Raw genomic sequence first — 15,334 nt, 5'->3', positions numbered from 1 at the left:
TCGGCATTTGGAGGTGTCTGACACCCTGGGGAGATGCGTTTCAGCTTGCCGCAGCGTCCCAGCGGGTGTCAGACACCTTGGCAGCGGCATGAAAAAGCCCCCGTCCTTCACAGGCGGGGGCTTTTGTTTGAGGCCGGCGTCAGGCCGGCCGCGCATTACTTCGCGGGCGCTTTTGCAGCGGCGCCGAAGTCTTCGGCGATGCTGATGAAGGTGTTGAGCAGGATTTGCAGGTTGTCCTTGCCCAGCCCGCCTTCGGCGTTCATGTCCATCTGCAGCACAGCCTGGTTCTTGTCATCCAGGTAGGCGCGGCTCCAGCGGTATTCCTGGTTCCAGGCGTTGATCGCCTTGAGCGACATCGGCTTCTTGGTGGCATACGTGGCGGTCGCCACGAGGTCCAGGCACTTTTCCGTGAAGTCGTTGCACAGGAACTCCAGGCGCAGGTCGGTGGCGCCGGTGGTGCCCGGGTTCAGGACCAGCACGGGGCCGTCGGTGCCATCGGTGCGGGTGACCGTGTAGCCCATGTCGTCCAGCATGTTGGCGACGTCTTCCAGATTGAAGTCCTGCATGACGCCCGCCACCGGCGCGGCGGCGGTGGAGTCCTCGTCGGAATCCATGCCGATGCCCGACAGCTCATCGTCGTCGTCCATGCCGTTCATGCCGGTGGCGCCCAGCAGGCCGCTGAACAGTTCATCGGCGGGGATCTTCTGCCCGTTCAGGTCGCCCATGCCATCGGCGAACGTGAACTTGCCGACGATGTTGTCGCCGTCGTTCTTGCCGACGTTCATCATTTCGGCCATGCCGGCCATCTGGCGGATGCTCTCGTCGGCGTCGGCCGCGGCCTTCTCGGCGGTCAGGCCTTCCTTCTTCATGGCGTACTGCACCATCAGGTCCTGCACCATCGGCTTGGAGATCACCAGCGAGGCGTCGATCTTCTTGATCGCCTGCACCGCGATTTCCTGCGGGGTCAGGTCCTTGGCGTTGGCCGGGTTGGCCATTTCAAGCGTGAACGTCAGCTTGCTTTCGCCCTTGGCCGTTTTCCAGCTCAGCGGATCGATGCTGAACGACGGATTGCCGGCCAGCAGCTTGCCGGCGTTGTCCAGCAGGACGTCGAACTGTTCGTCCTTCAGGCCTTCGTCGCTGGCGCCCAGCATGTACTGGCGCATGAGCTGGTTGTAGGTGTCCGACAGTTGCTTGACGGCCTGGCCGTCCAGGCGGGCAAGCTTCACCACGGCCTGGCCGTTGCCCAGCACGACGTCGTTCACGGTAAGGTCGCCCGTCTGATAGGCGGCCTGCACGTTGATCGCCTTGTCGTCCTCGGACAGCTTCACGCCATAGCTGAAGTTGTCCAGCGCCACCTTCATGTCGTCGGTGGGGCGCAGGACGTCCACGCGCTTGATCTTCAGGTCCGAATTGCCCATGGAAATGCCGAACTTGCCCATGCGGCTGTCGACGTCCATGGTCAGGCCCGCCACGGTCATCTTCACCGGGTCGCTGCTCTTGGTGCCGTCGACGGCCAGCTTGTCCATCACGCCGTGCGCGGTGACCGCCTGGGTGGCGCGGTCGAAGGTGCCTTCGATGCGCATGCCGCTGAAGTCGAGCGCGTTGCCGTCGTGCGTGACGGTAACGGGGGCGACCGCGGCGGTCGTCACCGCATTGCCGCTATAGCTGACGATCGCGTCGCTCATCAGCGGGGACACGTCCTTGGTCAGTTCGAAGACGGGCTTGATGTTGTCCGTCTTGGCGATCTCGGTGTGGATGAACGCCAGCTTGGGCGCAATGGCGCCGCGCGCCAGGGCGCTCTTGGGGAAGGGGCCGTGCTCGACGTTTGCGTCGAACTCGATCATGCCGCCGGGCAGGTCGTCCAGGCCCTTGTCGTTCTTGATGAACGACACGCCATAGCGCGCCTGCGTGGAGAACAGGCCGCGCTCGTACTTGAGCTGGTCGATGCGCAGACCGAACAGGGGGGTGACCTTGGCCAGCTTCTCGTTGGCTTGCGCCAGGTAACGCTGCGCGTCTTCTTCGATGCGCTTGCCGGTGTACCACGTGGCGCCGACCCAGCTTCCCGCTCCCACTATGACCACGCCCAGGGTGATCGCTACGCTCTTTTTCATCGCTCTACTTATATCGTTGATTGTCGAGTCATATCCGGCAGCGGCGGCCAACTGCGCCACCCGCGTCCGCGCGAGCGGAACCGTTCCTGGATACGCGTGTTCATCGGCCTGTCAGGCCCGCGGCGGAGTATACCGAGACACGTGTCCCGCAAACCCGCGCGCAGTTACCGAAGATTTCAAAATGAAAGCCGGCGCGGGTGCGCCGGCTTTTTTGTCGACAAAGAGCCTGGATTCAGATGGGGTCCAGCGGATAGATCGGACGCCGAACGTGCTTGAAATCAAGCTGGGCATAGTCGGAGGTCGTGACGCCCACGCCGGTGCATTCGATGATCTCGGTGGCCATGTCCGAGAATCCCGCGCGCCAGTGGATGCGGCTCTTGAGCACCACATACCGCTTTTGCAGCGGATCGATGCCGGCCGACAGCAGGCAGTTGATGTCGAAGGGCTCCTGGTGGCGGGACACCACCACGATCTCCACCCGCCCGGTGTCGATGACCACCGTCAGGCCCGTGTCGTTGCGCACGCCGCGATACATGGGGCCCCGGTTCAGGTAGACGCCGTCGAACACCAGCTTGACGCGGCCGGTGACCTCCAGCGGTTCGCTGGGCTGCTTGATGGCCGGCATGGGCAGCTTGCCGCCCAGCTTGAGCGTGATGGTGTTGCCCACGCCCGCAGCGGCGGCCTCGTTCGCGGCTTGCGGATCGCAGATGGCGTAGAAGACGACGTTGTCCAGTTCCTGGCGCAGCACCTCGGCCAGCACGGCCGTCGTGTCCATCGTGCCGCCCGAGCCCGTGTTGTCGTAGTGGTCCAGCAGCACGACCGGGCCCTGTTCGATGGCCTTGGCGCGCGCGATGGTGGGCGCGAGCGGCTCGGAATGGAACACCCAGTCGGCGCGGCCGCGCCACGCGCGGTCCAGCAATTCGTCGCGATGCTGTTCGGCTTCGGCCAGGTTGCCGTCGGTACAGACGACGGCGCTCAGGCCCGCCTCGCGGATGTCCGCGTGGGGAAAGCCCACGAAAACCGAGGCCGCCAGCACGCCGCCGGCCTCCAGTTCCTTGCACCGCTCCTGCAGCGGCTTGTTGGGCGCGGCATGCGTGCCTTGGCACATGATGTGCGGCAGCATGGGCTTGTTGGCCCAGGTCATCACCGGCTTGATCTCGCCCTTGAGCGTGCGGACGATGACGTTCGCCGCGCGCACGCCCGCATCGCGGATGTCCACGTGCGGATACGTATGAAAGCCGCTGATCACCGTGGCGTTGCGCACGATGTCGTCGTAGATGTTGGCGTGCATGTCCAGCGTCACGGCGACGGGCGTCGTGGGATCGATCTCGCGCAGGCGGCGCAGCAGGTCGCCCTCGGCATCCTCGACGCCCTCGGCGACCATCGCGCCGTGCAGGTCCAGCAGGATGGCGTCGAAACCGCCGCGCTTGACCTCGTCCAGGATCAGCGTGCACAGGCGCTCATGCGTCTGCGCGCTGGCGGGACCGCTGGGCCAGGACTCGGCCGCGACCGGCACGACCATTTCCGCGCCTTCGCGGCGGGCGACCTCGATGTAGCCGCCCAGGCCGCTGTCGGTGTTCTCGTAGGCCTTGATGGCGCGCTCGCCGGCCAGGATTTCGGGGCTGCCGCGAAAGAAGCGCTCAAGGGGGGTGGGCACGGGCGAAAACGTGTTCGTCTCGTGCTTGATCATTGCCAAAAGCCAACGCATGGGATGTTCCTGTGGGTTGCCGTGGAAAGTCAGTGGGCCGACACCGGCTGCGGCCAGGGGCGCTGCGCGGGACGCATCCGTTCCCACGCGCGCGCCACGCGCAGCACGCCCAGATCGTCAAAGCGCGCGCCGGCGATCTGCAGGCCGATCGGCAGGCCCGCCTTCGTGTAGCCGCAATTGACCGAAGCCGCGGGCTGTTCGCTCATGTTGAAGGGCAGCGTGAACCCGATGTGGTGCATCGTGGTGGCCACCTCGTTGGTGGGCGAAGGCCACTCCGCGTTGTAGGCCACCACCGGCGCCACCGGCGACAGCACGTAATCGAACGGCGCGCAGGCGGCGACCGTGCGCGCCCGCACGTTCAGCGTTTCGTAGTAGCTGCGAAACACGTCTTCGCCGCTGTGGCCGCCGCCGCTTTCGGCCCAGGCGCGGATGAAGGGCAGGATCTTCGCGCGGCGTTCTTCGGACAGCGCGGCCAGGTCGATGGCCGAACGGGTGCGCCAGAAGCGGTCCACGCCGTCCAGCATGCCGGGCGTCATCCAGGGCTGCATGGGCGTGACGATGGCGCCCGCTGCTTCGAAGGCGCGCGCGGCGGCTTCGACCGCATCACGGGTTTCCGGATCCAGCGGCAGTCCGCAGCCCGCGTCCAGCAAGAGGCCGATGCGCAGGCCGCGCACGTCCTGGTCCAGGTTCAGCCAGTCGATCTCCTGGAAGGGCAGGCTCATGTGGTCGCGGGCGTCCGGCTGCGACAGCACGCCCATCATCAGGGCCGTATCGGTGATGGTGCGCGTCATGGGGCCGGCGCAGCGGCCCATGAAGGGCGGATCGATGGGAATGCGGCCCAGGCTGGGCTTGAGCGTGGCGATGCCGCACCAGGCGGCGGGCAGGCGCACCGAGCCGCCGATGTCGGTGCCGATATGCAGGGGGCCATAGCCGGCGGCGGCCGCCGCCCCGGCGCCCGCGCTGGAGCCGCCCGGATTCTTGGTCAGGTCCCAGGGGTTGCGCGTCAGTTCATGAAAGCTCGACAGGCCGGAGGACAGCATGCCGTAGTCGGGCATGGTGGTCTTGCCCAGCAGGACGGCGCCCGCCTCGCGCATGCGCGCCGCCGGCGGGGCATCCGCCGCCGCGGGGGTGAGGTCGGTGGCCGCAGTGCCCAGCGGCACGGGCACGCCGCGGGTGGCGATGTTTTCCTTGATGGTGGCGGGCACGCCATCGAGCGAAAATCCGCCGCAGGACTGCGGCTCGCCCTTCATCCAGCGGGCCTCCGAGGCACGGGCCATGGCCAGCGCGCCTTCCGGATCCAGCGCATAGGTTGCGTGCAGCCGGGGCTCCCAGCGCTCGATGTGATCGAGCACGGCACGCGTGGCCTCGACGGGCGACAGGGTCTTGCTGCGATACGCCTGCAGGAGTTCCTGGGCGGACATTTCATGCGGTTGCGGCATCTCGGTTCCAGTGATGCGAAAAAGGCGTCAGGCGGCGGGGGGAGCGACAGGCAAGAGGCCAGGCGCGATCGGCCGGAAGTTGCGGAAGTCCCAGTCGCGCCCCGGGGCGGCATCGATCAGGGCGCGGGTATACGGGTGGCGGGGCTCGGTCAGCACGGTTTCGGCCGAGCCGGTTTCCACCACCTGCCCGCGCTGCATCACCATGATGGTGTCGCAGATCTGCGCGGCCACGCGCAGGTCGTGCGTGATGAACAGCACGCCCACGCCGGTGCGCTCGCGCACCTGTTCCAGCAGTTCCAGCACCTGGGCCTGCACCGACACGTCCAGCGCCGAGACGGCCTCGTCGGCCACCAGGATCTCCGGGTCCATGACCAGGGCGCGCGCGATGCAGATGCGCTGGCGCTGGCCGCCGGAGAACTGGTGGGGATAGCGCCGCATCGCGTCGGGGCTCAGCCCCACCACGCTGAGGGTTTCGCTGGCGCGCTTTAGCGCCTCGTCGCGCGGCACGCCGAAATTCAGCAGGCCTTCGATGATGGATTCGCCGACCGTGCGGCGCGGGTTGAGCGACCGGTACGGGTCCTGGAACACGATCTGGATGCGGCGGCGCACGGGGCGCAGCGCCGATCCGGACAGCGTGCTGAGGTCTTCGCCGCCCATCATCATGTGGCCGGCGGTGGGCTCGATGAGCCGCACGATGCAGCGCGCGACCGTCGACTTTCCCGACCCCGATTCGCCGACGATGCCCAGGATCTCGCCCTTGCGCAATGTCAGGTTGACGTCGGTGGCGGCAATGACGTGCTGCGCCGCCTTGCGCGAGAACAGCGAGCCCTTGGCGCCATAAGTGCGGCCCAGGCCCTTGACGTGCAGCACCGGCGTGCCGCCGGGCGGCTCGCGGCGCGAGGGCACCAGGCTGGGCACCGAGGACACCAGCCGGCGTGTGTAGGACTGCTTGGGTTCGGCCAGGATCTCGTGGCGCGAGCCGCTTTCGATCAGGTCGCCGCGGTTCATGACCACGATGCGGTCCGCGATCTCGGCCACGACGCCGAAGTCGTGTGTGATGAACAGCACTGCCGTCCGGTGCTTGACCTGCAGCTCCTTGATGAGCGCAAGAATCTGCTTTTGCGTGGTGACGTCCAGCGCCGTGGTGGGCTCGTCGGCAATCAGCAGCTTGGGTTCCAGGATCAGCGCCATCGCGATGACGATGCGCTGGCGCTGCCCGCCCGACAACTGGTGCGGATAGGCGTCGTAGATGCGTTCGATGTCGGGCAGGTGCACGGACTGGAACATGTCCAGCACCTTGGCGCGGCGCTCGGCCGCCGACATGTTCTTGCGGTGCAGGCGCAGCACCTCGTCGACCTGCTTGCCCACCGTGTGCACGGGGTTCAGCGCGGTCATGGGTTCCTGAAAGACCATCGCCATGCGGGTGGCGCGCAGCTCGCGCAGCCGGCGCTGCGTGGCCGTGGCGACGTCCTCGCCTTCGACGCGGATCGAGCCCGCGCTGATGCCCAGGATGCCTTGCGGCAACAGGCCCATGACGGCCAGCGACGTGACGGACTTGCCCGAACCGGACTCGCCGACCACGCACACCGTTTCGCCGGCATGCACGTCCAGGCTCAGGTTGCGCACGACGCGGTTGCCCGCGCCGGCGACTTCGACCGACAGGTTGCGGATGGCCAGGATGGCGGACGAGGTATCGCCCGCGGGGGGATTGGGGGAATAGTTCATCGGCATCAGATCCTGCGCACCATTTTCGGGTCCAGCGCGTCGCGCAAGGCGTCGCCCAGGATGTTCACGCTGAGCACGGTCAGCGACAGGAACAGTCCGGGGAACAGGATCAGGCCGGGCAGCATGCGGAAGTACATGCGGCCTTCGGACATGATGTTGCCCCAGGACGCGATCTCGGGCGGGATGCCCGCGCCCAGGAAGCTCAGGATGGCCTCGGTCAGCATGGCGGACGCAAAGACGTAGGTGCCCTGCACCGTCAGCGGCGCGATCGTGCTGGGCACCATGTGCCGCCACAAGAGCAGCGGCAGCGGCGTGCCCAGCGCCAGCGCGGCCTCGACGTAGGGCTCGCCGCGCACGCTGAGGATCTGGCCGCGCACCAGGCGCACCACCCGCGGGATTTCCGGGATGGTGATGGCCACGAGCACGGTCGTGATGCTGGCGCCCGTGACCGACACCAGCGCGATCGCCAGCAGAATGCCGGGGATCGCCATGATGGCGTCCATGGTGCGCATGATCGGACCGTCCAGCGACCGGAACCAGCCGGCGATGACGCCGATGACCAGTCCGATGACCACGCTGACCACGGCAGCGCCCAGGCCCGCGATCAGCGAGATGCGCGCGCCGTAGGCGACGCGCGACCACACGTCGCGGCCGAACGCGTCCGTGCCCAGCAGATAGTCGGTGAAGGGCTGCTTCAGGCGCGCGCCCGGATTGAGGAGGGTGGGATCGACCGTGCCCAGCAGCGGCGCGAACACGGCGACGAAGACGATCGCCGCCAGCACCACCAGCGCGAGCATGACGGGCCAGCTCTTGAGCCCCTGGCGGATCTGCCGCCAGGCGGTGATGTGCGGGGTGCCGCCTCCGGGGAGGTCAGCGGCCGCCTGCGCGGCGGCGTCGGTTGGCGTTTGCATGCTCATGGTGTCAGTACCTGATCCGCGGGTCGAACACCGTATAGGCGCAATCGACAACAAGATTGATGAACACGTAGACGAACGCGAAGAAAAGCGTCAGGCCCTGGATGACGGGGTAGTCGCGCGCCAGCACGGCTTCGACCACCAGCCGGCCAAGGCCCGGGATGTTGAACACCGACTCGGTGACGACGACACCGCTGATCAGGAGCGCGATGCCCACGCCTACGACGGTGGCGATGGGCACGGCCGCGTTACGCAGCGCATGGCCCAGCAGCACCCCGGTTTCGCCCAGGCCCTTGGAGCGGGCGGTGCGGATGAAGTCCTCGCCCATGACCTCGATGACGCTGGTGCGCGTGATGCGCGCGATCAGCGCCACGTAGACCGTGGACAGCGCCAGCGAAGGCAGGATGAGCCGGTGCAGGAACGGCCAGAATCCCTTTTCCAGCGGCACATAGCCCTGCACGTTGAACCAGCCCAGCTTGATGGCGAAGGCCCAGATCAGCAGGTAGCCGGTCACGAACACCGGCACGGAAAATCCCAGCACCGAGAAGCCCATGACGGCGCGGTCCAGCAGCTTGCCCTGGCGCCATGCCGCCAGAACGCCAAGCGGAATGGCGACGAGCAGCGTGAACACCAGCGTGAGCACGGCCAGGCTGAGCGACGGTTCAAGGCGTTGCGCGATGAGCTTGGTGACCGGCACGCCGGACATCAGCGAAGTGCCCAGGTCGCCCTGCAGGAGCTTGCCGCCCCAGATGAAGAACTGCTTGACCACCGGCTGGTCCAGGCCCATCGTCTGCCGTATCTGGACGATACGTTCGGGCGTGGCGCCGTCGCCCGCCATGATGATGGCCGGATCTCCGGGGCTGAAACGCAATATCGCAAAGACCACCACCGCGACCATCACCAGGACTGGGATGGTCGCGAGGAGCCGGCGTGAGACAAATGCCAGCATGTATTTCCCCCTGTACCAATTAGGCCTGCGCGGACTGCTTGCTGCGGCGCGCAGGCCCCGAGCCCATCAAGGGGCCTTTTTGACGTTCCAGAACGCGAAGACCGGCGCGTGCACCAGGCCCGACAGCTTGGTCGAGTAGACGGTGGGCACGGACATCTGGCCCAGCGGCACGTACAGGCCTTCGTCGATGCCGATGCGCTGCACTTCCTCGGAGATCTTCTTTTGTTCCGCCGGGTCCGAGGTCAGCGCCATCTTCGTGCGCAGTTCTTCGATCTGCGGGAAGTCGGGCCAGCCGAACCACGCGTTGTCGCCGTTGGCGGCCGCGGGGGCGGAGCGCACCGGGTCCATCACGTCGGTGGCGTACCAGTTGGTGTTGTGGACGTTCCAGCCGCCTTCGGCCGGTGCGGCCTTGGAGGCGCGGCGCGTGGCCACGCTTTGCCAGTCCATCGCCGCCAGGTTGACGTTGAAGCCCGCCTTGCGCAGCGCCGCGGCCATCACGACCGGTTGCGCCGACAGCGTGCCCACGTCGGTTGCGTGCATGACCAGGATGGGCGTGTTGTCGTAACCCGCTTCCTTGAGCAGCGCCTTGGCCTTCTCGATGTTCGACGGGACGATCATGTCCTTGCCGATATCGCTTTCCAGGGGCGTGCCGCAGCCCCACAGCGAGGCGCAGGTCTTCCAGTACTTGGGATTGCCGACCAGCGCCTTCATCACGTCTTCCTGGCCGATCGCGTACATGGCGGCCTGGCGGATCTTCTTGTTGTTGAAGGGCGGGTACTTGAAGTTGAAGCGGTACATCGTGAAGTAGCCGACCGGGCTGAGCGACTCTTCCTTCAGGTCCGGGTTGCCTTCGATCATCGGCAAGAGGTCATACGGGAACTGCTCGACGAAATCGATCTCGCCGCCCAGCAGCGCGTTGGCGGTGGTCAGGGCGTCGGGCATGACGTCCCACTCGACCTTGTCGACGTGCACGACCTTGCCGCCAGCCAGGCCGCTGACGGGCTCCTTGCGCGGCACGTAGTCGGTGTTCTTGACGTAGACGGTCTTCACGCCCGGCTTGAACTCGGCGACCTTGAACGGGCCGGAGCCCGTCATGTCGGTAATGGGCTTGCCGATGGCTTGTTCGGCGATGCGCTTGGGCATCATGAACGGCGCGGTGCCGGTGGGCTTGGACAGGGCGCGCAGCGCCAGGTCCGTGGGTTCCTTCATGACGATGCGAAAGCTCTTGTCGTCGATGACTTCGATCTTGTCGGTGAACTTGAGCAGCGTGCGGCCCATGCCGTCGCCGGCGGCCCAGCGCTTGATCGACGCCACGCAGTCCTCGGCGGTCACCGGCTGGCCGTCATGCCATTTTTGACCCGGGCGCAGCGTCATGGTGTAGGTCTTGCCGTCGGGCGAGACCTCCCACTTCTCAAGCATCTGCGGCTGCACCTTGTTGTCGGCATCGGTGGCCAGCAAGGTGTCGTAGATCATGTAGCCGTGCCACGTCGTGATGTAGGCGGTGGTGGCGTGCGGATCGGTCAGGCGCAGTGGCGAGTGCATCACCGTCTTGATGACGGTCTCGGCGTAGGCGCCGTGAGCCATCGCGAGAGTGACGCCGGCCAGCGCGGCCGCTCGGACAAACTTGAGCATGTATTTCCCCTTGAAGCGTTGTGAGCGGCGCATGGGCCGCTACGTCGTTGACGCGCCGCACTGAAGCGGCGCGCGAGGGTCAGGCTGTCGCTGCAGACCGGCCGTCGAACACCGGCCCGCAAGGCGCCATTCTGATGCCGGGACGCAACCGTGTCCATGGTTGTTTTGCCGCATCCATCAGCATGGAACCGGGCGCCGCGCACACCAGGATCGTGTGCGCGATCGGGGTGAAATCGGCGCGAAAGTGCGCCGAACTCTTGACCACCAGGATCGCGGCGCGCGTGGGTTCCACGCCGGCGAACCGGAACATCTCCTGGTCGGCCATTTGCACCTTGTTGGAGGCCAGGATGATGCGCACGCCGCCGATGCGCAGGCACGCGCTGGGGCCCAGATCCATGTGAAAGCCGCGATAGAACGCACCATGCGTATCGAAGCGTCCATCGGAAGTTTTCTCGACGATGAACTCGGTGTCCAGGGGTTCGTCGTGGGGAATACCCGAATGTCCACCCAGTGCAATCCGAATGGTATTTCCAGCGCCGGCGCGGTGCGCGGCCAGCGCGGCGGCCGGGTCCACAATCAGACCAATCGCCGTATCGCGCGCATCGTGGCGGATGAGCGCGCGCAGCACGCCGGTGGTGTCGGAACTGCCGCCCGCGCCCGGGTTGTCCTGCGCGTCGGCAATGACCACGGGCTTGGACGCATCGCGCGCCAGCCGCAACGCTTCCTGCACGGCTTCGTCCGGCGTGTAGAGCTTGCCGCCGAAGTCCTGTTCCGCATTCTCGACCGCGCGCGCCATCTCGTCGGCGGCGGCATCGGCTTCGGCTTGCGTCATGCCGTAGGCCCAGACCGTGGGCGCGCATTCGGGAAAATCCGCGGCCGGGAACCCGGTCGCAAAGGAGATGCTGCTGGCCGCGCCGCGCGCCTCCAGATCGCCCAGCAACTGGTACAGGCTGCGGGCCGGCTCGATGTCGGTGGACTGCCAGCACAGCGGAATCAGGAAGGGCAGGCTGCGCAGCGCCACGTAATGACGCGGCATGCCGCCCAGCCGCTGCGTCAGCAGGTTTGCGGCGCGCTGGCCGGTCTCGGCCATGTCGATATGGGGATAGGTGCGATAGCAGACCAGCGCATCGGCATGGCGCACCATCGCGCGAGTCACGTTGGCGTGCAGGTCCAGGCTGGCGACGATGGGCACATTGGGGCCGACCAGTTCACGCACGCGCTTGAGCAATTCTCCTTCGCCGTCGTCCAGATGCTCGGTGACCATCGCGCCGTGCAGGTCCAGATACACGCCGTCCAGCGGCATCGCCTGCGACAGCCCTTGCAGAATCATCGCGCTGATGCGCTCGAACGCATCCCGGGTCACATGCCCGGAGGGACTGGCCGCCGCCCACGTCGTGGGTATCAACGCATGCTCGCCCATCGCCTCGATAAATCCCGCCACCGGAATATTGGCCCCCGCCACCGCTTCGAACATCGCAGGGCCACTGACCAGCTTCGGCCACCCCCCACCCTTGTCCGCAAAATCCTCCCACGCCGCGCGCGACGGCGCGAACGTATTGGTCTCATGCTGAAAGCCGCCGATCCCGATGCGCATCAGGTTTCCCCCTGTCGTACAGATATTCGGAAGGCGCGGCGAGACGCCGCGCAGTGTCAGTGCTTCAAGCCAAGCCCCTTAACCCCAAGGCAAGAACGACGCGCCCCAAGTCCGGCAATCCCTGCCAAAGCGGGGTCGCGCGGATCCGGGCTCCGCCGGTCCGCTGCGACGCCCCCTGGGGGGAGGCGCTCCGCGCCTCGGGGGGGGCGTCACTTAGCGACTGGCATCGTGAATTCGGCGCCCTTGGCGATGCTGTCGGGCCAGCGCTGCATCACGCTCTTGTAGCGCGAGTAAAAGCGGATGCCTTCCTCGCCATACGCATGATGGTCGCCGAACAGCGACCGCTTCCAGCCGCCAAACGAATGCCACGCCATGGGCACGGGGATCGGCACGTTGATGCCCACCATCCCGACCTTGATCTGCCGCGCGAACGCGCGCGCCACGCCGCCGTCGGACGTGAAGCAGGCCACGCCGTTGCCGAACTCGTGCGCATTGATGAGGTCCACCGCGCTGGCGAAGTCCGGCACGCGCACGATGCACAGCACCGGCCCGAAAATCTCTTCGCGGTAGATGTTCATGGCCGGCTTGACGTTGTCGAACAGCGTGCCGCCCAGGAAAAAGCCCTTTTCGTTGCCCGGCACCGTGAGGTCGCGGCCGTCCACCACCAGGTCGGCGCCGCAGGCGATGCCGTCCTCGATGTAGCCCATCACCTTCTTGCGATGCTGCGCGGTGACCAGCGGACCCATCTCGGCGTCCGATTGCATCCCGTCCTTGACCACCAGCGCCTTGACGCGCGGCGTCAGGCGTTCGACCACCTTGTCGGCCACGTCGCCCACCGCCACGGCCACCGAAATGGCCATGCAGCGCTCGCCCGCGGAACCATAGGCCGCGCCCATCAGCGCGTCGGTCACCTGATCCAGGTCTGCGTCGGGCATGACCACCAGGTGGTTCTTGGCGCCGCCCAGGGCCTGCACGCGCTTGCCGCGCTTGGTGCCTTCGGCGTAGATGTATTCGGCGATCGGCGTGGAGCCGACAAAGGACAGGGCTTCCACGTCGGGATGGGCGATCAGCGCGTCGACCGCCTGCTTGTCGCCGTGGACCACATTGAAGACGCCGGGCGGCAGACCCGCTTCGGTAAGCAGTTCAGCCAGGCGCACGGACGCGGACGGATCGCGCTCGGACGGCTTGAGCACGAAGGTGTTGCCGCAGGCGATGGCCACCGGGAACATCCAGCACGGCACCATCATCGGGAAGTTGAAAGGCGTGACGCCGGCCACCACGCCCAGCGCCTGGCGCATGCTCCAGTTGTCGATGCCGCCGCCGATCTGGTCGGAGTACTGGCCCTTGAGCAGTTGCGGAATGCCGCAGGCGAACTCGACGATCTCGATGCCGCGCATCACTTCGCCCTTGGCGTCCGAGAACACCTTGCCGTGTTCGCGGGTGATGAGTTCGGCCAGTTCATCCTGGTGCTGGTCCAGCAGCGCCTTGAAGTTGAAGAGGATACGGGCGCGCTTGAGCGCGGGGGTTTCCGACCAGGCGGGAAAGGCGGCCTTGGCGGCGGCCACGGCCATCGCCACGTCGTCGTTCGAGGCCAGCGGGATGGACGAGGCGATCTCGCCGGTGGCCGGGTTGAAGCCGTCGGCGTAGCGGCTGCTGCCGCCGTCGTAGGGCTGGCCGTTGATGAAATGCGGAATCTTCTTCATGGGTGCAAGGCTCGATGCGGGAATACGTCAGAAAATGCAGCGGGGCGGCCGGCGGCCGCCCGTGTGCGGATGGCGCGCCGCCACGGGCGCGCGACAGGATGGCAACTCAGGCAACCTCTTTCAGGATCTTGCCGATCTGCTCGAAGATCTGGCCGATCTGGGCCTCGTCGATGATCAGCGGGGGCGAGACGGCGATGATGTCGCCGGTGTAGCGCACCATCAGGCCGCTGTCGAAGCAGCGCTGGAAGACTTCGGCGGCGCGTGCGCCCGGGGCGCCTGCGCGCGGCGCCAGTTCGATGCCGGACACCAGGCCCAGGTTGCGCACGTCGATGACGTTGGGCGCGCCCTTCAGGCTGTGCGCGGCTTCCTGGAATGCGCCCGACAGCTTGCGGGCGCGGCCGAACAGGTCTTCGCGGCGGTAGATGTCCAGCGTGGCCAGGATGGCGGCGGCCGCCAGCGGGTGCGCCGAATACGTGTAGCCGTGGAAGAACTCGATGCCGCCCGCCGGGCCGTTGACGATGGCGTCGTGCACCTCGCGTTTGACGGCGACCGCGCCGGCCGGCACGGCCGCGTTGCTGACGCCCTTGGCCATGGCGATGATGTCGGGCGTCACGCCGAAGAATTCGGATGCCGTGGCGGCGCCCAGGCGGCCGTAGGCGGTGATGACCTCATCGAAAATCAGCAGGATGCCGTGCTTGGCGGTAATTTCGCGCAGCTTTTCCAGATAGCCCTTGGGCGGAATCAGCACGCCCGTGGAGCCGGCCATCGGCTCGACGATCACGGCTGCGATGGTCGAGGCGTCGTGCAGGGCGATGATGCGCTCAAGTTCTTCGGCCAGGTGCGCGCCCCACGCGGGTTGGCCCTTCGAGTAGGCGTTCTGCTCAAGATTATGGGTGTGGGGCAGGTGGTCCACGGCGGGCAGCAGCGCACCGGAGAACGTCTTGCGGTTGGCCGAGATGCCGCCCACCGAGATGCCGCCAAAGCCCACGCCGTGATAGCCGCGTTCACGGCCGATGAGGCGCGTGCGCTGGCCTTCGCCGCGCGCGCGGTGATAGGCCAGGGCGATCTTGAGCGTGGTGTCGACGGATTCCGAGCCGGAATTGGTGAAGAACACGCGGTCCAGGCCCTGCGGCATCAGGCCCGCCACGGCGGTGGCGGCCTCGAAGGCGAGCGGATGGCCCAGCTGGAAGCCCGGCGCGTAGTCCATGACGCCGGCCTGACGGGCGATGGCCTCGACGATTTCCTCGCGGCCGTGCCCGGCATTGACGCACCACAGTCCGGCCGTGCCGTCCAGGATCTGGCGGCCGTCGGTGGACGTGTAATACATGCCTTTGGCCTTTGCCAGCATGCGCGGCTGGGCCTTGAACTGCTTGTTGGCAGTGAAGGGCATCCAGAGATGGGACAGGTCGGGCAACTGGGCGGGGGCGTTCATGGTGACTCCAGAAGAGGGACAACCGTGGCCGCCGCAACACGCGCGCGGCCAGCGGGATTCGGACGATTCTGGAACGTCCCGCCGGGAATGAAAATATACGATCCGCGCATTTGCCGCTAACTGTATA

10 protein-coding genes are annotated in these 15,334 nt (G+C 66.7%); all 10 read right to left on the bottom strand.

Annotated elements, in window-relative coordinates:
- Nucleotides 1–155: 155 nt before the first annotated feature.
- Complete coding sequence (locus tag LN047_RS24640) at nucleotides 156–2,111, bottom strand: DUF945 family protein (RefSeq protein WP_373980467.1); 1,956 nt, start codon at nucleotides 2,109–2,111, stop codon at nucleotides 156–158.
- Between the two features lie 232 nt (nucleotides 2,112–2,343).
- Nucleotides 2,344–3,819 carry a M81 family metallopeptidase gene (locus tag LN047_RS24635; RefSeq protein ID WP_373980466.1) on the bottom strand — a complete coding sequence of 492 codons (1,476 nt, stop codon included), beginning with the start codon at nucleotides 3,817–3,819 and terminating at the stop codon, nucleotides 2,344–2,346.
- Between the two features lie 29 nt (nucleotides 3,820–3,848).
- Nucleotides 3,849–5,258, bottom strand: a complete 1,410-nt coding sequence (locus LN047_RS24630) for an amidase (protein ID WP_175156098.1) — start codon at nucleotides 5,256–5,258, stop codon at nucleotides 3,849–3,851.
- 27 nt (nucleotides 5,259–5,285) lie between these two features.
- Nucleotides 5,286–6,983 (bottom strand): ABC transporter ATP-binding protein, encoded by a 1,698-nt coding sequence (locus tag LN047_RS24625; protein ID WP_312539911.1) that lies wholly within the window; start codon nucleotides 6,981–6,983, stop codon nucleotides 5,286–5,288.
- 5 nt (nucleotides 6,984–6,988) lie between these two features.
- On the bottom strand, nucleotides 6,989–7,894 hold the full coding sequence (locus tag LN047_RS24620; protein WP_056325963.1) for an ABC transporter permease: 906 nt from the start codon (nucleotides 7,892–7,894) through the stop codon (nucleotides 6,989–6,991).
- A gap of 10 nt (nucleotides 7,895–7,904) precedes the next feature.
- A complete protein-coding gene (locus tag LN047_RS24615; RefSeq protein ID WP_056325255.1) occupies nucleotides 7,905–8,846 on the bottom strand; it encodes an ABC transporter permease in 942 nt (313 codons plus the stop codon).
- A 66-nt stretch (nucleotides 8,847–8,912) separates the two neighbouring features.
- On the bottom strand, nucleotides 8,913–10,478 hold the full coding sequence (locus LN047_RS24610; protein WP_373980465.1) for an ABC transporter substrate-binding protein: 1,566 nt from the start codon (nucleotides 10,476–10,478) through the stop codon (nucleotides 8,913–8,915).
- A 79-nt stretch (nucleotides 10,479–10,557) separates the two neighbouring features.
- Nucleotides 10,558–12,072, bottom strand: a complete 1,515-nt coding sequence (locus LN047_RS24605) for a M81 family metallopeptidase (protein ID WP_373980464.1) — start codon at nucleotides 12,070–12,072, stop codon at nucleotides 10,558–10,560.
- A gap of 209 nt (nucleotides 12,073–12,281) precedes the next feature.
- Nucleotides 12,282–13,775: a CoA-acylating methylmalonate-semialdehyde dehydrogenase gene (locus LN047_RS24600; protein WP_152382606.1), complete on the bottom strand. Its 1,494-nt coding sequence runs from the start codon at nucleotides 13,773–13,775 to the stop codon at nucleotides 12,282–12,284.
- Between the two features lie 106 nt (nucleotides 13,776–13,881).
- Nucleotides 13,882–15,207 (bottom strand): aspartate aminotransferase family protein, encoded by a 1,326-nt coding sequence (locus LN047_RS24595; RefSeq protein WP_056325267.1) that lies wholly within the window; start codon nucleotides 15,205–15,207, stop codon nucleotides 13,882–13,884.
- Nucleotides 15,208–15,334: the final 127 nt, after the last annotated feature.

Origin of the sequence: Achromobacter sp. JD417, from assembly GCF_041879325.1 — a bacterium.
Classification (GTDB): domain Bacteria; phylum Pseudomonadota; class Gammaproteobacteria; order Burkholderiales; family Burkholderiaceae_B; genus Achromobacter; species Achromobacter mucicolens.
This window is presented reverse-complemented; position numbering and strand designations above follow the sequence as displayed.

Coding starts and splice junctions, on each gene's coding strand:
- LN047_RS24610 (WP_373980465.1), bottom strand. CDS start 10,478: ATGCTCAAGTTTGTCCGAGCGGCCGCGCTGGCCGGCGTCACTCTCGCG.
- LN047_RS24595 (WP_056325267.1), bottom strand. CDS start 15,207: ATGAACGCCCCCGCCCAGTTGCCCGACCTGTCCCATCTCTGGATGCCC.
- LN047_RS24640 (WP_373980467.1), bottom strand. CDS start 2,111: ATGAAAAAGAGCGTAGCGATCACCCTGGGCGTGGTCATAGTGGGAGCG.
- LN047_RS24600 (WP_152382606.1), bottom strand. CDS start 13,775: ATGAAGAAGATTCCGCATTTCATCAACGGCCAGCCCTACGACGGCGGC.
- LN047_RS24630 (WP_175156098.1), bottom strand. CDS start 5,258: ATGCCGCAACCGCATGAAATGTCCGCCCAGGAACTCCTGCAGGCGTAT.
- LN047_RS24605 (WP_373980464.1), bottom strand. CDS start 12,072: ATGCGCATCGGGATCGGCGGCTTTCAGCATGAGACCAATACGTTCGCG.
- LN047_RS24635 (WP_373980466.1), bottom strand. CDS start 3,819: ATGCGTTGGCTTTTGGCAATGATCAAGCACGAGACGAACACGTTTTCG.
- LN047_RS24620 (WP_056325963.1), bottom strand. CDS start 7,894: ATGCAAACGCCAACCGACGCCGCCGCGCAGGCGGCCGCTGACCTCCCC.
- LN047_RS24615 (WP_056325255.1), bottom strand. CDS start 8,846: ATGCTGGCATTTGTCTCACGCCGGCTCCTCGCGACCATCCCAGTCCTG.
- LN047_RS24625 (WP_312539911.1), bottom strand. CDS start 6,983: ATGAACTATTCCCCCAATCCCCCCGCGGGCGATACCTCGTCCGCCATC.